Below are 18,879 nucleotides of genomic sequence, written 5' to 3' on the forward strand. Positions count from 1 at the left end.
AGCGCATCGTCACTGGGGCGGCTTCACCCAGTCAGCAGCCTGCCCGACGATGCCCACCGGCACGGCCCCGGTGAGACTCACGTTGAGCATGGTGGGGCCGGCCGCCACGATCGTGGTGTCCTGCAGAATCGGTAGCACCGTCGCCATGTTCCACAGCCGCGGCTCCACGGCCCTGATCACCTCGTCGATGCCCGTCGCACCACCCAGGGCGGCATCGATGTTCGGCTGAATGCTTTCGTCACACAGCCCGGTGATGTTGGACGGTGCCTGCACCAGGGCCTCCTCGTCCGAGGCCGGCGGTGTGGTGGTGGGAGTGGATTCCGGGGCCGGAGTCGACGTGGACGTCGGCTCCGCTGATGCGGTCTCGGACGTTGTGGTCTCAGACGCAGTGGTTTCCGACGCTGTGGACTCTGCCGGCGACGGCTCCGCCGTGGTGAGCTCGATCTCCTCCAGCGCCCGGCAGCCGTACCGTGACGCCAGCGACGTGGCCAGGTCACCGCCGGCCCGGTGCCAGCCCACGACGGCGTCGACGGTGTTGTCCCGCAATGCTTCTCCGTACAGCACCACCGGGTCCAGCGCAGATACCGACGCCGCGATACCGACGTTGCGCAGCTGGTCGGCTGCGGTATTGGCCACCGCCACCGAGGTCGGATCATTGGACGCGACGCCCAGCACCAGGCTCAGCTGCTCGCCGTCCTTGGTGACGGTGCCGCGGGTGGTGACCGGCGGCGGCTCCGGAGTGGCGGAGGTTCGCGAACCCGCCGACGGCGTGGGTGTGCTCGACGGCTCGGCGTCCGGTGCCACCACGTATCCCGCCCGTTCCAACAACCCGAGGGCCTCGGCCTGCGGCATCGCCGGTGGCGCGGTCGGCACATAGCCCGGATCCGACGGCGCGCGGACCTGCGCCTGCGCCAACGTCACGGTGTTGTCGCTGCCCGCGCCGACGGCAGCCAGCAGGTCCACGTCCAGCAGCCCGAGAATGGCTCTGCGCACGTCGGTGTCGGCCAGCGCGGGTTGCTGCGCGCGCAGCGACAGCTGCATCACCCGCGGCGTCACGATGCGCGCCGTCCGCACGTCGGGGATGGCCGACAACTGCGCGAACGCGGCTGCCCCACCATGCACCTGGGCTACCTGGGTGTCACCGTTGCGGATCGAATCAGCAAGGGCTGCAGCCGATCCCGCCCGTCGAAACAGTATCTGATCCGGCTTGGCCGGTCGTCCCCAGAAGCGGTCGTTGCGGGCCAGCAGGATCTCGTCACGCTGCGGGTCGATGGTGTCGACGCGAAAACTACCGCCGGTCACCGGCAGCGCCCGGGCCAGTCCGGCGGCGAAACCGCCGGGCACATCCTTGACTATGTGGGCAGGCAGGATGTCGCTGAACAGTTCCCGCCAGGCCGGGTACGGCTGCGAGAACGTCACCACCGCTGTCTTGCCCCCGTCGATGGACTGCACCCCGGTGATGAGGTCGTACCCCGCGGGGTCCACGACACCCGGCTGACTGACCATCTGCCGCCACAGGTACCAGAAGTCGTCGGCGGCAATCGGGGCGTTGTCGGTCCAGGACGCCTCGGGTCGGATCTTGTAGGTGACGGTGAACTCGCCGAAATTGTCCGTCTGTTCGGCGGACTCCAGCAGCGTCTCGTCCATCACCCACCGCGATCCCGTCGGCGTGTCCGGATCGGGTACCGGCCGGAACGCACTCGGCAGCACCAGGGAAGCAATGGCAGCGTTCACCGGCGACTGGTCCGAGAGCAGGTGCGGATTGAACCCGGGCCCGATGTTGTCGATGCCCATGATGATCTGCGTCGCCTTGGGCGGTGGCGGGGGCGTGCTCTCGGTGGTCTCGGTGCTCTGCGGTGCAGGTGGCGGACTGACGGTGCATCCGCCTGTCAACAACACCGACGCCACCGCACCGATGGTCAGGAGGCGGGAGCGGCTCTGCACGTGCTTCAGGGTAGCCATCCCCGTGGCGTGGCCCGTCAGCTCTTCGCGGCCGCTTTCGCCCGTGACTTCGCTCGGGCCCGCAGGGTGGCTGTCAGCTCCACCTTGCGCACCCGCACGATCTCCGGGGTGACCTCGACACACTCGTCCTCGGCACAGAACTCCATCGCCTTCTCGAGGTCGAGCTCCAGCGGCCGGGCGAGGGTCTCCATCACGTCGGCCGTCGACGACCGCATGTTGGTCAGCTTCTTCTCCCGGGTGATGTTGATGTCGAGGTCCTCGGCACGCGGGTTGATGCCGACCACCTGGCCTTCGTAGGTCTCCTGCCCCGGCTCGACGAAGAACTGCCCGCGGTCGGCGAGCTGGATCATGGCGAACGGGGTGATCTGCCCGGAGCGGTCCGAGACCAGCGACCCGGTGTGGCGGGCGCGGATCTCCCCGGCCCAGGGGCGGTAGCCCTCGAACACCGCGTTGGCGATGCCGGTGCCGCGGGTGAGCGTCAGGAAGTCGGTGCGGAAACCGATGAGGCCGCGGCTGGGCACGATGAAGTCCATCCGGACCCACCCCGCCGCGTGGTTGGCCATGTCCTCCATGCGGCCCTTGCGGGCGGCCATCAGCTGGGTCACCGCACCGACGAACTCCTCGGGGCAGTCGATGGTCATGGCCTCGAACGGCTCGTGCAGCTTGCCGTCGATGGTCTGGGTGACCACCTGCGGCTTGCCGACGGTCAGCTCGAACCCTTCGCGGCGCATCTGCTCCACCAGCACCGCCAGCGCCAGCTCACCGCGGCCCTGGACCTCCCAGGCATCCGGGCGGCCCACGTCGACGACCTTGATCGACACGTTGCCGACCAGTTCGGAGTCCAGTCTCGATTTCACCATCCGGGCGGTCAGCTTGTGCCCGGACACCTTGCCGGCCAGCGGCGAGGTGTTGGTGCCGATGGTGACCGAGATGGCCGGCTCGTCGACGGTGATCCGCGGCAGCGCGTGCGCGTGCTCGACGTCGGCGAGGGTGTCGCCGATCATGATCTCCGAGATGCCGGCAACGGCCACGATGTCGCCGGCGACGGCCTCGTCGGTGGGCGTGCGCTCGACACCGACGGTGACCAGCAGCTCGGTGATCTTGGCCGAGGTGATGACGGGGTGGCCGTCCACCTCACGCATCCAGGCCACCTGCTGGCCCTTCTTGAGCTTGCCCTTGTAGATGCGGATCAGCGCGAGGCGGCCGAGGAACGCCGACGCGTCGAGGTTGGTGACCAGCGCCTGGAACGGCGCCTCGGGGTCGCCCTGCGGCGGCGGGATGTGCTCGAGCAGCACGTCGAAGAGCGGGTCCAGGTTCTCCCCGTCGGGGTTCTCGCCGTTGGCGGGTTCGACGGTGCTGGCGATGCCGGCGCGACCAGAGGCGTAGAGCACCGGCAGACCGAGCGCGAACTCGGCGGCCTTCTGCGCCTCGTCGTCGAGATCGGAGGCGACGTCGAGCAGCAGGTCGTGGCTCTCGGAGACCACCTCGGCGATGCGGGCGTCGGGCCGGTCGGTCTTGTTGACCACCACGATCACCGGCAGGTGTGCCGCGAGCGCCTTGCGCAGCACGAAGCGGGTCTGAGGCAGCGGGCCCTCCGAGGCGTCCACCAGCAGCACCACGCCGTCGACCATGGACAGCCCGCGCTCCACCTCGCCGCCGAAGTCGGCGTGGCCGGGGGTGTCGATGACGTTGATCACCGTCATCGTGCCGTCGGGGTTCTGCCGATGCACGGCGGTGTTCTTCGCCAGGATCGTGATGCCCTTTTCCTTCTCCAGGTCACCGGAGTCCATCAGGCGTTCGATGGCGTCGTCGCCGCGATGCCTCAGCGCGCCGGATTGCCGGAGCATGGCGTCGACGAGAGTCGTCTTGCCATGGTCGACGTGAGCGACGATCGCGACGTTTCTAAAGTTGGGGCGAGAATCCACGTCCCTGATTCTCGCAGTGCAGGGAACCAATCGCGAAAACGACGAAGGGAACAGTCGATTTCCAGCAAGTACGCCGACCTCAAGGCGAAGAAGAAATGCTGTCGGTCCAAACCCCGCTGCAAGAAGTGCCCGCTGGTGCTGCACAAGGTCCGCAAAGCCGAGTTGGTGGGCATCCACGGCAAGGATCTCGACAAGGTCTACAAGCGCGCGCGTAAAGCCTGAGAAGCACCTTTGACCTGGCCGGACGAGTATCGTGACAGTATCCGTCGGCTCTTGTTGGAGGTCGAAGATCATGACGGTTTACGAAGCTTTCACCGTCGCGGTGATCGTCGTGCTGGCGTTGGCCACCACGGCGGCCATTTACCTCGGATTGCTCAACTGGATGGGCGCCTTCTACGTAGTCAGGTGTGGCGCATGCCACCATCTGACGTTCGCCGGCACAGACCGGACGCCACCGTCGTGCCCGCACTGCCGGCACCCCGTACTCCTGCATCCGCTGCATGCTGCCCACCATCCGCGCACCGCATCTCAGGTGCGCGTGGTGGGCGATCGCCTGCGGTACTGAGCATCCGACAACACCGCTGGACGGCAAACGCCGCCCGGCGGTGACATCGCGGTGTCGATTCGGCTCCGGGGGTTCACCTGACTGTGCGAGCATCCCCTCAGCCGGTAGTCCTGCCGGCTGATTGGAGCGGCTCCCATGCGTTCATTTATCCGGACCCTGACCGTCACCGCCATCGCGCTGATCGCCGCGGTGGTCCTGGCTCTCGGGTCCACCCTGACCACCACCGTCGCGCTGACCGCGACCACTGCCCTGATCATGGGCGGCACCGGCAGACCCAACCCCGACGACTTCCCGGGTTATGTACCCAATGTGGCGCAGTACTACATCTATCCGAACACCGTGTGCGCGCCGCCGGGCTGCGATCTGGAGGCCGTGTACACCCCGGAGACCGCGTGGCCGTTGTACGGCGGGCCCGATGCGCCCACCTGGAAACAGTCGATCCTGCAAGGCACCGCCCTGTTCGGGGAGGCTGTGGACGCGCAGCTGGAAACCCTCGGACCCGACGACAACCTGGTGCTGTTCGGCTACTCGCAGAGCGGGGCCATCCTGGCCTATCAGAAGCGGGCCCTGGCGGATCTGTCGGATGAGGAGAAGGCGCAGATCGAGTTTGTCGTCATCGGGAACGTGTCCCGGCCCAACGGCGGCCTGAACACCCGGTTGCTCGGCTTCTCGGCGCCTATCGTGGAGTTCCCGTTCGGCCCGTCCATGCCCACCGACACCGGCATCGAGACCACCGACATCGCGATGAAGTGGGACATCATCGCCGACGCACCGCTCTACCTCACCAATCCCCTGGCGATGATCAACGCGATCCTGGGCTTCGAGTACGTGCATGGCACCTACCCGCAGCCCACCGAAGCAGATCCCGACGAGACCCCGGGCGGATACACCGCCGAACAGTGGCAGTGGATGATGGACAACCCGGAGCTCTATCCCGAGCTGGTCGACGTGCAGCAGCGCGGCGACACCAAGTACATCACCGTCACGCCGACGGTCCTCCCGCTGGTGGCCCCGCTGCACGACATCGGCCTGAAGCCGGTGGCCGATCTGCTGGAGCCGGCGTTGCGGGTGCTGATCGAGCAGACCGGTTACGACCGGAGCCTGCCCTACGGGCAAACCACCGGTTTCCGGCTGATCCCCATCTTCAATCCGGTGACGCTTGCCGTGGACCTGCTCAAGGCCGTCCCGCAGGGTGTGGATCAGATGCTCAGAGGCCTGCGGGGCGAGCCGACGTGGATCGTGCCGCAACCGCCCGAGACGCTGACGGACGGCGACGATGATGCTGCGGACAGCGCTGCTGCACAGCGCGTTTCCACTGCCGCGGTGTCCGAGCCGGAGAAGACCGAGAGTGCGGAGCCGGCGAAGTCCGAGAGTGCGGAGCCGGCGAAGTCCGAGACCGTGGTGTCAGATGAGCCGGTGTCCGAGGACTCCGAGCCGGTGGCCACCGATGACTCGACCACGGACGAATCCAAGCCCGAGGCCAAGCCGGCCAAGAATCCGTTCACCGAGATGCAGCGTGGGCTCCGCGACTTCGGTGACCGTATTCAGGCCGCGCTGAACCCGCGCAAGGCGACCACGGACGACAAGACCGGCGACGACGACAAAGCCGACGAGAAGAGCGACGACGACTCGACGGGCAACGACAACTCGAAGGCCGACGACGACAAGGGGTCTGACGACACCAAGTCCGACGACAGCAAGTCCGACGACAAGTCGACCGAGAAGGCCTCTGCGGCAGCCTGATCCGCACCGATAGCCGGCGGCCCTGGTGGGTCGTCGGCTTTTCGGTTTTTCAGTGTGCTCACGGGTCATCGCCGGGTGGGTCGTCGTCGGGTTCGTCGGGGGCGAGGATGCGGTCGGGGTGGTGGTAGGGGTTGGTGCGGGATTGCCCGCAGTCGAGCGCTTTCGGGGGGATCCATTCGGTGACGCCGTCATCAGGACGGTTCCTCGTAATCCAGCCGGTGGTCTCGACCATGCGATTGTCCGGCCCGCACGCCAGAGTCATGTCCTCGACGTCGGTGTTGCCGCCGTCTTTCCAGTCTTTGTTCGCGTGGTGGACCTCGGAGTGATAGCCGTCGGCGGTGCAGCCCGGGGCGGTGCAGCCCCGGTGCTGAGCCAGCAGCACGATGCGCTGCCCCGGTGAGGCGACGCGGCGGGTACGCCCCAGATGCAGCGGCACACCCTTGCCGTCGAACAGCGCCAGCCAGAGGTACGCGTGGGAGGCCATGCGGATGACGTCGCGCATCGGAATCAGGGTCCCTCCGGCGGTGAGCCCGTGCCCGGCCGCCTTCTCCAGGTCCTTGAGTTCGGTGCGGATGATGATCGTCGCCGGCAATCCCTTGTGTTGGCCGAGATCACCGGAGGCCAGGACCGCGCGCCCGGCGGCCAAGAACGCATCATGGTCGCGTTGACTCTGGGTGCGGGCGTCTCGGGCCGCGTGCTCGGGGTCGGGTTCGCCGTCGACCTGCGGGGCATCGTCGGCGGGGTTGCACATCCCGGGGGCGGCGAGTTTCGCTTTGACCGCTTCCCAGGTCGCTGCGGCTTCGGGGGTGAGGTATCCGGAGATGGGGACGGTGCCGTCGGGGCGTTGTTTGCCCAGGCGCAGCCCGCGGCGGGCTTGGCGGTCGGTGTCGGTGAAGGTGCCGTCTTGGTCGAGCAGGTACTTCAGTCGGTCGGCGACGGCGGTGAATCCGTCGGCGCCGAGGGTGCTGGCGTGGTGGGCGAGGTCGGTTTCGGCGGCTTCGCGGGCTTGGAAGTCCACTGATTGGGGCAGGGTGCGGAAGAACGACTTGATTTCGCTGACATGCTCGGGCCCGATCTGCCCTTTCGCCTGGGCGGCAGCGACGTTCGGCAACGCCGGGGGCATCGGCTCACCGGTCAGGGCGGTGCGCGGGCCGAGCAGTTCGGCGTTCTTGAGGCGCCGGAAGGCTTCGGCTTCGCTGATCCGCAGCCGGGCGGCCAGAACTTTGGTGTAGCTGCTGGCGCCCAGTTCTTTCGGGGCGCATTCGGCGCGCAGACGGTGGTAGACCTTGTGATCGAGCACGGGCTGTAACCAGGCCAGGGTTTCGCGGCGCTGCTGCAGGTCCAACAACTCCAGTGGGGTGAAGGCATCGATGGACAGTGAGTTCATCTGCGCTTGCAGGGTTTCCATCTGGGTCAGGGCAGCCAGCATCGCCTCACGATCGGCGACAGCTGACGTTCCCATGCCTCGAAACTAGACCTGGCCACCGACAAGAACCGGCGCAATGTGACAGCAGATACTCAAGTGGCACAGGGATTTTCGGAACAGATTGAGAATGACACCAGACAACAGAAAAGCGCGAGATCCTCGTCTGGTGTCTATCTCAACCGCGCCCGCTACGCCAACGCGGCGGTGAGGTCCGGCAACCACGCCGTGTCGGCCGGCACCCAGGCGAGTGCGTCCAACTCGGCCCTCGAAACCCACCGCAGCGAGCGGTGATCCAGAGCCACCACGGTGCCGCCGATCTGGCGCACCCGGTAGGCCCGCAGCGTCATGGTGGCCGTCAGCGGCACGTCGGAACCGAGCTGTTCGCCGACCTCGACCTCGACGCCCAGTTCCTCGCGCAGTTCCCGGATCAGGGCGTCGGCGTCGGACTCCCCCGGCGCCGCCTTTCCGCCGGGCAGCTCCCACAGGCCCGCCAGCTCCGGCGGACGGGCGCGCTGTGCGACCAGCAACCTGCGCTCACAGATCAGGGCACCGGCGACGACGATCTGGAGGGACACGCCGCTGACGGTAGCCGTTGCAGCCCGGCCCGCGCCGAGCGCGTCACCCAGACCGAGACCAGCAGCGCCGCCGCCGTCAGCGGCAGCCCCATCCCGATCCGGGCCACCCCCAGCCAGGTGCTCTCGTCCGCAAGGTAGAGCTGCTGCTGCACGACGAACCGTGCGCCGAACACCGCTGCCCAGCACAGGGTCACGACGGTGAAAGCCGCCTTGGCGCGGGAGTCGAGCCGCCAGGACGCCGACGCGCCCGCCCCCCAGGCCCACAGGTGACCCGCCAGCGGACGGCGCACCAGCACCGAGGCCAGCAGGGCGACGCAGTTGACCAGCGAGTGCCAGATACCGATCAGATAGAAGTCGCGCCCCTCCCCGGTCACCATCGCCACTGCCGCGGCGGCGGCCACCCCCAGGAACCCCGCCCAAGCCGAGAATCCGGCGTGCCCGCCCAGCATGCGCACCACCGCCAGCGCGGCGGCCACCAGCAGCGCTGCGAGCAGGGCAGGGATCAGTTCGCCGAGGCTGGACACCGCAGTGAACACCATGACCGGGACCACCGCTGCGACAACGCCCCACGGCCCGCCGAATCGACGCAGGACAAGCACGGCCGGGGGCACGGTTGGATCAGACATGCGCCCAGTGTCGTCAACGCGGCGTTGGGTGGGCGTGAGGCGGGTACGGTCGAGTGATGGCTGTCTTGACCGATGACGAAGTGGACGCCGCCGCCGCCGAACTCGACGGATGGGATCGCGCCGACGGTGCGCTCCGCCGGTCCATCAAGTTTCCGGCGTTCCTCGACGGGATCGAGGCGGTGCGCCGTGTCGGTGCGCACGCCGAGTCCGAGGATCACCACCCGGACATCGACATCCGTTGGCGCACAGTTACCTTCGCGTTGGTGACGCATTCTGAAGGCGGCATCACCGACAAGGATGTTCAGATGGCCCGCGACATCAACGGGATCGTCGCAGAGCTATCCAGCCCAGAGTGATCAGCGTTGCCACCGGATAGACGGTGCCGGCCCAGGCCAGGTACCACGGCCTGCTGATCTCCCAGATGGTCGGCTGCGCGAAGCTCAGCAGCCACGGCACGCCGATCGCGGTGAGCACCAGCCACCCGTACCCCAGCACCCGGGCGCCGGTCAGCGCGCGGTACGGGCCGTGCAGCAGCCAGATCATCAGCGGCACCAGCCACACCCAGTGGTGGGTCCACGAGATCGGCGAGAGCAGCAACCCGAACAGGCTCACCACCACGATCGACCCCAGCCGGTCCAGGTCCTCGCCGAACGCCCCGACGCTGCGCCAGGCGAACCAGGCCAGCACCGCGGTCGCGGCGATGCCGGCCAGCACCAGCGGGCCCATGCCTGCGTCGTAGCCCAGAATCCGTGACACCGCGCCGCGCCAGGACTGGTTGAACGACGTCGCCACGGGGCCGATGCGCTGGGCGTCACCGATCAGGTCGGTGAAGTAGCGCAGGGCTTCGCGGCCCATCACCGCCAGCGACAGCGCGATGGTGCCCACGAACACCACCGCCGAGAACACCGCCGCACCCCAGCGGCGCGCGCCCAGGAAGTGCAGCCCGGCGACCGCCGGCGTCAGCTTCACCCCGGCGGCCAGCCCCACCAGCGCACCCGAGATCCACCAGCGGTTGCTCGCCACTGCCAGCAGCACGGCGAGCACCAGCAGCACGTTGATCTGGCCGTAGTCGAAGGTGCTGCGCAACGGCTCCAGCCAGATCGCCACCGCGGTCCAGGCGAACGCGACACGCCGGGCGTCGACGATACCCAGCAGATGTTGACTGACCCGCACCACGCCGTAGAGCGCGGCGATGATGCCCAGCTGCCACGCCAGGGCCACCAACCAGAACGGGAGGAAGTGCAGCGGATAGAACATCACGGCCGCAAACGGCGGATAGGTGAACGGCAGCGGGAAATCCGGCGTCTGGTCGCCGTAAACGTAGTCGTAGACAGCACCCGGGCCGTCCACTTCGTCACCCCCGCCGATGTAGACGTGCAGGTCCACGAAGTTTGCGCCGTTGGGCACCAGGTAGGTCCACGCCAGCCGCGCCGCGATGCTGAGCGCCAGCAGCAGCGGCGCCAGCGCGGTCAGTCGGGTGGAGGTGTTGGTGCTGATCCCGCCGACTCTAGGACCGGGGCGAGCCAACGCAAACTCTCCGGCCATCGGCTGCGACGCGCCCGCTGCCGGGTCACCTCTGTCCAACGACCCCGTAACGGTTGAATAAATGCCACACGTGTCACTCGAGTAACTCCAGTAACGGCACTACCTTCGGGCACAGACCACATCGCCGAGTAGGGAGAGCCATGTCTCGATTCAGAAAACTGTTCACCGGAGCCGCACTCGCGGCCGGCACGTCAGCGGCCGCGCTGCTGACCGCCGGCGCAGCCAGCGCCGAACCGGCCCCCGCACCTCCGGCACCGGCAATGCCGGGCATGGACATGATCCAGCAGTTCGTCGCCAACCCGGCGGGTGCCCTGCAGGCCGCGTCCTCGCTGCTCACGAACTTCAGCGGCGCACAGGCCGCCCCGGCCGCGCCGGCACCGCTGGCCACCGCCTCGCTGGCGGTGCCCAACCCGACCACCGGCGCCATGCCGGTGGCCAACGCCGCAGCACCGGCACTGAGCGTGCCCAGCATCCCGGGTGTCCCGCTGCCCGCCGGTGTGTCACTGCCACCGAACCTGACGTCGCTGATCCCGATGGGCGAGGCCAACGGCATCCCCACCCTCGGTAACTCGACGACGGTCCCGGGTGCGGTGCAGCCGCCCACCCCAGCGGCACCCGGCCTGGGGCCGCTGTTCCCCGTCTCCGCCCTGCCCTGACCCACCCCTGAAACGGATTGGACCTCCCTGTCATGTCACGGACGCTGTTCGCCACCACCGCCGTAGCGGTCGGATCGTCGGCCGCGCTGCTGTTCAGCGGTATTGCCACCGCTGAGCCCGCCGCGCCGCCGGCCCCCGCCCCGATCGACGGTCTCCAGGCGCCGGGACTGACCGCGGTGCAATCCCTGAGTCCCGCCGTTCAGCAGGCCGCCGCAGATCCGAACAATGCGGCGTCCATGCTGATGGCGGCGGCCTCGGCGTTCGCGGGCAATTCGGCGGCGTCCGCGGATTCACAGAACCTGGCGGCCGCGGTCAGCCAGTTCGTGTCCAACCCGGGGGCGGCGTCGATGTTGCCGGCCTCCCTGCCGGGCGGCATCCCGCTGCCCAGCGGCGCGGTTCTCCCCACCCCGGTCCCGACGGCAGGCGGCGACGCCCAACACCTGCCGCCGGCCGGGGTGGTCCCCGGCTTCGAGGCCCACCTGCCGCCGGGGGTCAACCCGGCCAATGCGGTCGGTCCGGTCCAGCCGGAACCGCCGGTCGAGGTGCCCACCACACCGGTCTCCCATCTTCCGGACGCCGCTGTAGAAGCCGCACCTGCTGTCGAGGCAGCCGGGGTGGCACCGGCACTGCCACAACTGCAGGCGCCCTCGGCGCTGCCCCCCGGCCCGCCGAGTCCGGCCGCGACGGCTTTCGGGGCCGATGCGCCTCCCACGCAGGACTTCATGTACCCCTCGATCGGCAACGGCTGCCTGGCCGACGGCGGAAACTCCATCGCCACAGCCATTTCCGTCGCCGGACCGGCGACCATCCCCACCCCGGGCCCCGGCGCGGGGCAGACCGCCTACGTGTTCACCGCGGTCGGCACCGCCGGCCCGGCGGAGGTGCAGAAACTGCCGCTGAACGTGACGTGGGTGAACCTGTCCACCGGAAAGTCGGGCAGCGCCACCCTCAAGCCGCGCCCGGACATCAACGCCACGGGGCCCACCACGCTGACTGCGATCGTCGACACCGGCTCGGGCAGCATCATCTCCACCATCTTCGGACAGGTGACCACCACCGAGAAGCAGTGCCAGTTCATGCCGACCATCGGCTCCACGGTGGTGCCGTAACCAGTCAGATCTTTTTCGCAAGAAGCCACGTGCCCAGGCACGTGGCTTCTTGCATCACTTGGCCTTTGCCGCCTGCTTCGCGGCCTTCTTGTAACTGCGCACCTTGTCGAGCGAGTCCTGGTCGCGCACGTCGGCCACCGACTTGAAGGTGCCGTCCGGGCCGTAGTCGCCGGCGGCCTCCCGCCAGCCCGCACCGGTGAAGCCGTACTGCTTGCCCAACAGCGCCAGGAAGATTCGCGCCTTCTGGTCACCGAAACCGGGCAGCCGCTTGATCCGCTGCAGCACCTCACGGCCATCGGGGTTGCCCTCGGTCCAGATGGCGGCGGCGTCACCGCCGTACTCGTCGACCACCACCTGCGCCAGTGCCTGCACCCGCTTGGCCATGGAACCCGGGAAGCGGTGGATGGCAGGGGTTTCCGAACACAGCGCGATGAACCTGTCCGGGTCAAAGCCCGCAATCAGCGCGGCGTCGACGTCGCCGATGCGGTCGGCGATCTTGCGCGGGCCGGCGAACGCCGCCTCCATGGGGAACTGCTGATCCAGCAGCATCCCCACCAACAGCGCCATCGGGTTCTCGCTGAGCAGCGCATCAGCGGCGGGCTCTTGCACCAACTGCACGTTCGGCATGCCAGGCAGTCTATGGCTTCGAGGCAGCCGAACACATCGATGCGGCTGTCCAGGCACCGTTGGCCGGCAGGAGAAAGGACCAAGGCCTCTAGAACGCCGCGAGGACGGGCCACACCCTTGGATGAGGAGTTGTCCCGGCAACCACGGACGTACACAGGGTTGAAGGCGAGCAGTGACATGGATGACGACAGGGCCCCGGCCCCGCCCGAAAGGCCCTCACCAGCAGTTGATTCGGATGACCGCGCGCACCGACGGCCAAGTGGTCATCATCAGGCCCTGGTCTGGGTGGGCATCGCCGCGGGCGTTCTGCTCATCGTCGTCGTGATCTTCTTCTCGGGCTATGTCGCGGGCCGACCGTCCGGTAACTGGCCAGGTGAGCAGCGCGGCGGTCCGATCGGGTCCTACGGATGGATGTACACGTGCCCGATGATGCTGCCGGGCGCGGGCATGATGAGGCCGGAAGACATGATGCCGGGCGGCCGGATGAATCCCGGACAGCTCAGCCCGACAACCGGACCGCCCATGCCTCCGTTCACCCAGCGGCCTTCGTAGTGCCTGCGGTGGTCGACCGCCGGACGTTCGTGCGGATGACCGCGCTCTCCTGCCTGGCCGTGGCGGCCTGTGCCCAGGTGAACACACGACCGGTCGCAGGAACTCCCCCCGATGTGATCGACGAGGCGGAGGCGGCACGGCCGCACACCGGCCGGACCGTCACCGCGACGCTGACAGCACAGCCCACCACGATCGATCTCGGTGGGCCGGTGGTCCACACGCTGGCGTACGGCGACAGCATCCCGGGTCGGTTGATCAGGGCTGATGTCGGCGATGACCTCGCGGTCACCGTCACCAACCGGCTGGACCAGCCCACGTCGGTGCACTGGCATGGCATCGCGCTGCGCAACGACATGGACGGCGCGGAACCGGCCACCGCCGACATCGCTGTCGGAGAATCCTTCACCTACCGCTTCTCGGCGCCCCATTCGGGCACCTACTGGGCCCACCCGCACACCGGCCTGCAGGCCGACCACGGGTTGTACGTCCCGGTGATCATCGACGACCCACGGGAACCGGCCCGCTACGACGTGGAATGGATTGTCGTCACCGACGATTGGACCGACGGCGCGGGAAGGTCACCTCAGGCGATCTATGACCAGTTGCGCGGCGGCATGCCGGCCATGGGGTCCGCAAGGATGGGTGGCGGCACCAGCCCCCTGCTGGGCGGCGACGCCGGTGATGTCGTGTACCCGTACTACGTGCTGAACGGACGCATTCCCGAGGCACCGAGCACACTGCGCGCCCGACCAGGCCAACGCATCCGTATCCGGTTGATCAACGCCGGCTCAGATACCGCGTTCCGGATCGCTCTGGCGGGACATTCGATGACGGTCACGCACACCGACGGGTATCCGGTCGTGCCCAGGGACGTTGACGCAGTCCTGCTCGGGATGGGGGAACGCGTCGACGTGATCGTGACCGCCGGCGACGGCGTGTTCCCCCTGGTGGCGTCGGCGGAGGGCAAGAACGCGATGGCGCGGGCCCTGCTGGTCACCGGAACGGGCAGCGCACCCGGTGCCGAATTCCGACCTCGCGAGCTCGAACAGCGCGTGGGAACCGTCGAGGTGTTCACCTCCACCCCGGAAGAAGGCCTCGGAATCACGGCCGCGGAGGTCACCCTGACGGCGGCTCTCACCGGCGGGATGATGCACTACAGCTGGGGCATCAACGGGCGGCCCCACCCCGACAGCCAGCCGCTGAGCATCACCCGCGGGCAGACAGCCGTGCTGACATTCGCCAACCGGACCATGATGTGGCATCCGATGCATCTGCACGGGCACACCTTCCAGATGCTCGATGCCGCCGGCGGCCTGAGCGCGCGAAAAGACACCACCATCGTCCGGCCCCGGCAGGCTGTCAGCGTCGCACTCGTCGCCGACAATCCTGGCACCTGGATGCTGCACTGCCACAACACCTACCACCAAGAAGCCGGGATGATGACGAGCCTGGACTACACCGCCTGACCACGGCTTCGGCCTGCCACTCGTTACCCGCGACGCGCTAGTGTCAGGACATGTCGGGCGAGTTCGCGGTCGTGCTGGCCGCCGCGCTGCTACTGGTCGCGGCGTTGGCCGCCGTCCTGGTGGTGCGGACCCGGCGGGTGGTCACCACCCCCACCGAGCGGGCCGTGCACGCCGCGCTGCACACCGCCTCGCTGGCCGCCAGGGCGCTGCGGCAGGGGCTGGACGCCGACTCGGCCGAGACCGCGGTGCCGTACCTGCGTGACCTCACCGGCGCCGATGCGGTGGCCCTCTACGACAGCGACGGCAACCGGCTGGCCCGCGACGGCGCCATCTGGTCGGCCGCCCTCGATGACCGCTGCGACCGCGCCGCCCATGCGTCGCTGTCGGGTCAGCGCCGGGTTCTCGACGGTGCCGACCTGCCCGCGCTGATCGCGCAGCCACTGTCCCCGGAGGACGGCGGCACCATCGGCGTCCTGGTGGTGGTGACCGCCGCTGCACCCGGACCGGGCATGCTGGGTGCCGTCGGCGAAGTGGCCCGCTACGCCGCGAGCCAACTGGAACTCGCCGAACTCGATGCGTCGCGGGCCCGGCTGGACCGCGCCGAGGTGCTGGCGCTGCGCGCGCAGATCAGCCCGCACTTCGTCTACAACGCGCTCAACACCATCGCCTCGTTCGTGCGCACCGATCCCGACCGAGCCCGTGAGCTGATCCTCGATTTCGCCGACTTCACCCGCTACTCGTTCCGGGCGGCCGGGCCCTACACCGTACTGGCCGACGAACTGCGCAACATCGACCGCTACCTGACCCTGGAGCGGGCCCGCTTCGGCACCGCACTCGACGTCAAGCTGCAGGTAGCCCCCGAGGTGCTCAACGTCGTCGTCCCCTTCCTGGCCCTACAACCCTTGGTGGAGAACGCCGTTCGGCACGGCCTGGCCGGACAGCGCGGCGGCACCATCACCCTCGTTGCCACCGACGAGGGCATCGACACCGTCATCACCGTCGAGGACGACGGCGTGGGCATGGACCCCGAGGCGCTGCGCTCGGCCCACGCCGACGCCCTGGGCCCCGACGCCAGCGGCGACCACAGTGCGCATGTCGGCCTGACCAATGTCGACCATCGGCTGCGCGCAGCCTTCGGCAACGATTACGGTCTTGTGGTCGAAACCGCGGTCGGGGCGGGCACCAAGGTGATCATGCGGGTGCCCAAGTTCGCTGCCGGGGTGCACGTGTGATGCGAGAGGACGGCCCGTGACCCGGTTGCTGGACGTCCTCGCCGTCGACGACGAGGCTCCCGCGCTCGACGAGCTGACCTATCTGCTGGGACAACACCCGTGTGTCGGCAACGTCTACGGCGTGGGCGACGCCAATGCGGCACTGCGGGAGCTGTCCGAACGCCCGCTCGACGCGCTGTTCCTCGACATCAACATGCCGGGGCTGTCCGGCCTGGAACTCGCTGCCGTGCTGGCCAACTTCTCCCACCCGCCCGCCGTGGTGTTCGTGACCGCGCACGAGGACAAGGCCCTGGCCGCGTTCGAGGTCGGGGCCACCGACTACCTGCTCAAGCCGCTGCGCACCCAGCGACTGGACGAGGCGGTGCGCCGGGTGCTGGCCATCCGCACAGCCGAGCCGACCCCGGTGGACGACGGAGACGAGGTGCTGCCGGTGGAACTGGGCGGTGTCACCAAGCTGGTCCGCCGCGACAGCATCGGCTGGGTGGAGGCCGAGGGGGACTACGCCCGGCTGCATTCATCGTCGGGCTCGCATCTGGTGCGGATACCGCTGTCCACCCTGGAAACCCGTTGGCGCAACCGCGGATTCCAGCGTGTGCACCGGTCCTACCTAGTGTCGCTGCACCTGGTCACCGGGTTGCGCAGCACCGACGGCGGCGTGCTGGTCCGGGTGGGCGCCAACGGCGAGTCCCCGGCGGTGGAGCTGCCGGTCAGCCGCCGGCAGACCCGGGAACTGCGCGACCGGTTGGTCCGCGGTCCGATGCGCAACTTCCGCGATGAGTGAGCCGACGCCGCGGCGCGAGCGCATCGTGCTGGCCCACCGCCGCGGCGCGCGGATGGTGCGCACCCGGGTGGAGGTGCAGGAGCAGACCGAGGTGGGTGATGCCCTGGTCCGCGGGCTGGTGCGCGCACAGCTCGGGCTGGCGCTGCGGCTGGCCGCCGTGGTGGTCACGGTCATCGTGGCGATCCCCCTGCTGGGCAATGCCTTTCCCGCCTTCGAGCAGTTGACCGTGTTCGGCATCAAGGTCAACTGGCTGATTCTCGGCGCCCTGCTGTACCCGATGTTCTACGGCGTGGGCTGGCTCTACGTCCGGTTGGCCGAACAGAGCGAGCGCGACTTCATCGGCATCGTGGACGAAGGGTCCTCCGAACCGTGAACGCGCTCACCCCGCTGACCGCTTTCGCATTGGTGGCCGCTGCGCTGGCCACGGTGCTGGTGGGCGCTTATGGCGGCCGGTTGTCCCGCACCACCTCGGACTTCCTGGTGGCCTCGCGCACCGTCGGCTCCCGCTGGAACGCCGCGGCGATCTCGGGTGAATACCTCTCGGCCGCATCGTTTCTCGGGGTGGCCGGACTGGTGGCCAAGTACGGGGCCGACGCCCTCTGGTACCCCATCGGCTTCACCGCCGGATACCTGGGACTGTTGCTGTTCGTCGCCGCCCCGCTGCGCCGCTCCGGTGCGTACACGGTGCCGGATTTCGCCGAATTCCGGCTGGGGTCACGGCGATTGCGCACCGTCGCGATGCTGGTGGTGGTGGTGATCTGTGTGTTCTACCTGGTGCCGCAGTACCAGGGCGCCGGCCTGACCCTGAACATCCTGCTGGGGTTACCGGTGTGGATCGGACCGGTGGCCGTGGGCGCCATCGTGATCGCCAACGTGGTGGGCGGCGGCATGCGGTCCATCACGTTCGTGCAGGCATTCCAGTACTGGCTCAAACTGACCGCCATCGCCGTACCCGCGCTGGCCTTGTTAGGGCTGTTCCTGTCCGACCGGCCCGAGCTGGGTGCACCGGTGCCGCCCACGGTGGCCCAGCAGACCACCGTCACCGTGGACACCGATGTCGTGGTGCAGGTGGACGAACCGGCCGGGGTGGCCGTCGACGGCGCGGCGCTGCCGGCGCCGGGACGCTACACCCTGACCGAGGGTTCGGTCATGACGTTGGCGCCGGGAGCGGCGACGCCGGTGGTGGCCGGTGCTCCCACCACGGGTGCGGAGTGGATCTCCTCCGGCGGCGGTCTGGGTGGCGATCATCCGCTGTACCAGGTGCTGTCGATCATCGTGGCCACTTTCCTGGGCACCATGGGCTTGCCGCATGTGCTGGTGCGCTTTTACACCAACCCCGACGGCCGGGCAGCCCGCCGCACCGCGCTGGCCGTGATCGCGCTGCTCGCGCTGTTCTATCTCTTCCCCACCCTGCTGGGCGTGTTCGCCCGCCTCTACGTCCCGCAGTTGCTCGTCACCGGCACCGCCGACGCCGCGGTACTGCTGCTGCCCGACGCGGCGATCGGCGGGGTGATCGGTGCGGGGTTGGCCGCGCTGGTGGCCGCCGGTGCCATCGCCGCCTTCCTCGCGACATCCTCGGGGCTGCTGGTGAGCATCGCCGGCGCGCTGTCGACCGATGTGCTGCGGGGCCGCATCCGGGACTTCCGGCTGGCCGCGGTGGTGGGCGGGCTGGTGCCGATTCCGTTGGCCTTGGCGGCATCCTCACTCGAGCTCTCACGCAGCGTCGGACTGGCCTTCGCCGTGGCGGCTTCCACCCTGTGTCCGCTGCTGGTGCTGGGCATCTGGTGGCGTGGGCTGACCAGCGCCGGGGCCATCAGCGGGCTGGTGGTCGGCGGGGTGCTCTCCGGTGCGGCCACCACCGTCGCGGTCACCGGGGGCATCGACGACACCGGCTGGGCGGGCGCACTGATCGGCTACCCCGCGGCGATCACGGTGCCGCTGGCGTTTCTCACCATGATCGTGGTCAGCCGGTTCACCGCCGCCACCGCGCCGCCGGACGTCGCACGCATCTTCGCTCGCATGCACGTTCCGGAACGCCTGGGCATGGGTGTGGAACGGCTGCCCCGCGATCCCCGCTGACCCGCGTTGT

General features: G+C 68.7%; 19 protein-coding genes. 12 read left to right on the top strand and 7 right to left on the bottom strand.

The window, feature by feature from the left end:
- Positions 1-9: 9 nt before the first annotated feature.
- Together G6N58_RS01810 and typA are read right to left on the bottom strand one after the other, a co-directional pair.
- Positions 10-1,962: an ABC transporter family substrate-binding protein gene (locus G6N58_RS01810; protein ID WP_115279970.1), complete on the bottom strand. Its 1,953-nt coding sequence runs from the start codon at positions 1,960-1,962 to the stop codon at positions 10-12.
- A gap of 17 nt (positions 1,963-1,979) precedes the next feature.
- The gene (typA, locus tag G6N58_RS01815; protein WP_115279969.1) at positions 1,980-3,887 is read right to left on the bottom strand and encodes a translational GTPase TypA; all 1,908 of its coding nucleotides are present in this window, start codon (positions 3,885-3,887) and stop codon (positions 1,980-1,982) included.
- Between typA and G6N58_RS01820 the strand changes: the two genes are divergently transcribed.
- The 3 genes from G6N58_RS01820 to G6N58_RS01830 all read left to right on the top strand — a co-directional run bounded on the left by G6N58_RS01820 (position 3,843) and on the right by G6N58_RS01830 (position 6,195).
- The gene (locus G6N58_RS01820; protein WP_163907760.1) at positions 3,843-4,109 is read left to right on the top strand and encodes a hypothetical protein; all 267 of its coding nucleotides are present in this window, start codon (positions 3,843-3,845) and stop codon (positions 4,107-4,109) included. The two genes, typA and G6N58_RS01820, sit on opposite strands and share 45 nt — an antisense overlap.
- 70 nt (positions 4,110-4,179) lie before the next feature.
- Positions 4,180-4,452 carry a hypothetical protein gene (locus G6N58_RS01825; protein ID WP_115279968.1) on the top strand — a complete coding sequence of 91 codons (273 nt, stop codon included), beginning with the start codon at positions 4,180-4,182 and terminating at the stop codon, positions 4,450-4,452.
- 135 nt (positions 4,453-4,587) lie between these two features.
- A complete protein-coding gene (locus G6N58_RS01830) occupies positions 4,588-6,195 on the top strand; it encodes a PE-PPE domain-containing protein (protein ID WP_115279967.1) in 1,608 nt (535 codons plus the stop codon).
- Between the two features lie 58 nt (positions 6,196-6,253).
- On the opposite strand, the gene G6N58_RS01835 is transcribed toward G6N58_RS01830, so the two are convergent.
- From G6N58_RS01835 to G6N58_RS01845, 3 genes are all read right to left on the bottom strand, one after another.
- The gene (locus G6N58_RS01835; RefSeq protein WP_115279966.1) at positions 6,254-7,657 is read right to left on the bottom strand and encodes an HNH endonuclease signature motif containing protein; all 1,404 of its coding nucleotides are present in this window, start codon (positions 7,655-7,657) and stop codon (positions 6,254-6,256) included.
- A gap of 152 nt (positions 7,658-7,809) precedes the next feature.
- A complete protein-coding gene (locus G6N58_RS01840; RefSeq protein WP_115279965.1) occupies positions 7,810-8,196 on the bottom strand; it encodes a (deoxy)nucleoside triphosphate pyrophosphohydrolase in 387 nt (128 codons plus the stop codon).
- Entirely contained in the window at positions 8,163-8,822 is a 660-nt protein-coding gene (locus G6N58_RS01845) for a DUF3159 domain-containing protein (RefSeq protein ID WP_163907829.1), read from the bottom strand. The genes G6N58_RS01840 and G6N58_RS01845 overlap by 34 nt, the downstream gene beginning before the upstream one ends.
- Positions 8,823-8,878: 56 nt before the next feature.
- Between G6N58_RS01845 and G6N58_RS01850 the strand changes: the two genes are divergently transcribed.
- Positions 8,879-9,178 carry a 4a-hydroxytetrahydrobiopterin dehydratase gene (locus G6N58_RS01850; protein WP_115279962.1) on the top strand — a complete coding sequence of 100 codons (300 nt, stop codon included), beginning with the start codon at positions 8,879-8,881 and terminating at the stop codon, positions 9,176-9,178.
- On the opposite strand, the gene G6N58_RS01855 is transcribed toward G6N58_RS01850, so the two are convergent.
- Entirely contained in the window at positions 9,141-10,367 is a 1,227-nt protein-coding gene (locus G6N58_RS01855; protein WP_115279961.1) for a mannosyltransferase, read from the bottom strand. The two genes, G6N58_RS01850 and G6N58_RS01855, sit on opposite strands and share 38 nt — an antisense overlap.
- A gap of 140 nt (positions 10,368-10,507) precedes the next feature.
- On the opposite strand from G6N58_RS01855, the gene G6N58_RS01860 reads away from it, so the two are divergent.
- The gene (locus G6N58_RS01860) at positions 10,508-11,023 is read left to right on the top strand and encodes a hypothetical protein (RefSeq protein WP_115279960.1); all 516 of its coding nucleotides are present in this window, start codon (positions 10,508-10,510) and stop codon (positions 11,021-11,023) included.
- 32 nt (positions 11,024-11,055) lie between these two features.
- The gene (locus G6N58_RS01865; RefSeq protein WP_115279959.1) at positions 11,056-12,132 is read left to right on the top strand and encodes an Rv1157c family protein; all 1,077 of its coding nucleotides are present in this window, start codon (positions 11,056-11,058) and stop codon (positions 12,130-12,132) included.
- A 54-nt stretch (positions 12,133-12,186) separates the two neighbouring features.
- On the opposite strand, the gene G6N58_RS01870 is transcribed toward G6N58_RS01865, so the two are convergent.
- The gene (locus G6N58_RS01870) at positions 12,187-12,759 is read right to left on the bottom strand and encodes an HhH-GPD-type base excision DNA repair protein (RefSeq protein ID WP_115279958.1); all 573 of its coding nucleotides are present in this window, start codon (positions 12,757-12,759) and stop codon (positions 12,187-12,189) included.
- A gap of 285 nt (positions 12,760-13,044) precedes the next feature.
- Between G6N58_RS01870 and G6N58_RS01875 the strand changes: the two genes are divergently transcribed.
- From G6N58_RS01875 to G6N58_RS01900, 6 genes are read left to right on the top strand one after another with little or no spacing between them, the layout of a single operon-like run.
- The gene (locus tag G6N58_RS01875; RefSeq protein ID WP_163907763.1) at positions 13,045-13,311 is read left to right on the top strand and encodes a hypothetical protein; all 267 of its coding nucleotides are present in this window, start codon (positions 13,045-13,047) and stop codon (positions 13,309-13,311) included.
- A gap of 35 nt (positions 13,312-13,346) precedes the next feature.
- Positions 13,347-14,777 carry a multicopper oxidase family protein gene (locus G6N58_RS01880; protein WP_147289393.1) on the top strand — a complete coding sequence of 477 codons (1,431 nt, stop codon included), beginning with the start codon at positions 13,347-13,349 and terminating at the stop codon, positions 14,775-14,777.
- 50 nt (positions 14,778-14,827) lie between these two features.
- The gene (locus G6N58_RS01885) at positions 14,828-16,009 is read left to right on the top strand and encodes a sensor histidine kinase (RefSeq protein ID WP_115279956.1); all 1,182 of its coding nucleotides are present in this window, start codon (positions 14,828-14,830) and stop codon (positions 16,007-16,009) included.
- A 16-nt stretch (positions 16,010-16,025) separates the two neighbouring features.
- The gene (locus G6N58_RS01890) at positions 16,026-16,790 is read left to right on the top strand and encodes a LytR/AlgR family response regulator transcription factor (protein WP_115279955.1); all 765 of its coding nucleotides are present in this window, start codon (positions 16,026-16,028) and stop codon (positions 16,788-16,790) included.
- On the top strand, positions 16,783-17,163 hold the full coding sequence (locus G6N58_RS01895; RefSeq protein ID WP_115279954.1) for a hypothetical protein: 381 nt from the start codon (positions 16,783-16,785) through the stop codon (positions 17,161-17,163). Before G6N58_RS01890 ends, G6N58_RS01895 begins: the two co-directional genes overlap by 8 nt.
- Complete coding sequence (locus G6N58_RS01900; protein ID WP_115279953.1) at positions 17,160-18,869, top strand: sodium/solute symporter; 1,710 nt, start codon at positions 17,160-17,162, stop codon at positions 18,867-18,869. Before G6N58_RS01895 ends, G6N58_RS01900 begins: the two co-directional genes overlap by 4 nt.
- Positions 18,870-18,879 lie beyond the last annotated feature (10 nt).

The organism is Mycolicibacterium tokaiense (genome assembly GCF_010725885.1).
Taxonomy (GTDB): domain Bacteria; phylum Actinomycetota; class Actinomycetes; order Mycobacteriales; family Mycobacteriaceae; genus Mycobacterium; species Mycobacterium tokaiense.

Coding starts and splice junctions, on each gene's coding strand:
- G6N58_RS01810 (WP_115279970.1), bottom strand. CDS start 1,962: ATGGCTACCCTGAAGCACGTGCAGAGCCGCTCCCGCCTCCTGACCATC.
- G6N58_RS01825 (WP_115279968.1), top strand. CDS start 4,180: ATGACGGTTTACGAAGCTTTCACCGTCGCGGTGATCGTCGTGCTGGCG.
- G6N58_RS01830 (WP_115279967.1), top strand. CDS start 4,588: ATGCGTTCATTTATCCGGACCCTGACCGTCACCGCCATCGCGCTGATC.
- G6N58_RS01835 (WP_115279966.1), bottom strand. CDS start 7,657: ATGGGAACGTCAGCTGTCGCCGATCGTGAGGCGATGCTGGCTGCCCTG.
- G6N58_RS01845 (WP_163907829.1), bottom strand. CDS start 8,822: ATGTCTGATCCAACCGTGCCCCCGGCCGTGCTTGTCCTGCGTCGATTC.
- G6N58_RS01850 (WP_115279962.1), top strand. CDS start 8,879: ATGGCTGTCTTGACCGATGACGAAGTGGACGCCGCCGCCGCCGAACTC.
- G6N58_RS01855 (WP_115279961.1), bottom strand. CDS start 10,367: ATGGCCGGAGAGTTTGCGTTGGCTCGCCCCGGTCCTAGAGTCGGCGGG.
- G6N58_RS01860 (WP_115279960.1), top strand. CDS start 10,508: ATGTCTCGATTCAGAAAACTGTTCACCGGAGCCGCACTCGCGGCCGGC.
- G6N58_RS01865 (WP_115279959.1), top strand. CDS start 11,056: ATGTCACGGACGCTGTTCGCCACCACCGCCGTAGCGGTCGGATCGTCG.
- G6N58_RS01870 (WP_115279958.1), bottom strand. CDS start 12,759: ATGCCGAACGTGCAGTTGGTGCAAGAGCCCGCCGCTGATGCGCTGCTC.
- G6N58_RS01880 (WP_147289393.1), top strand. CDS start 13,347: ATGACCGCGCTCTCCTGCCTGGCCGTGGCGGCCTGTGCCCAGGTGAAC.
- G6N58_RS01885 (WP_115279956.1), top strand. CDS start 14,828: ATGTCGGGCGAGTTCGCGGTCGTGCTGGCCGCCGCGCTGCTACTGGTC.
- G6N58_RS01895 (WP_115279954.1), top strand. CDS start 16,783: ATGAGTGAGCCGACGCCGCGGCGCGAGCGCATCGTGCTGGCCCACCGC.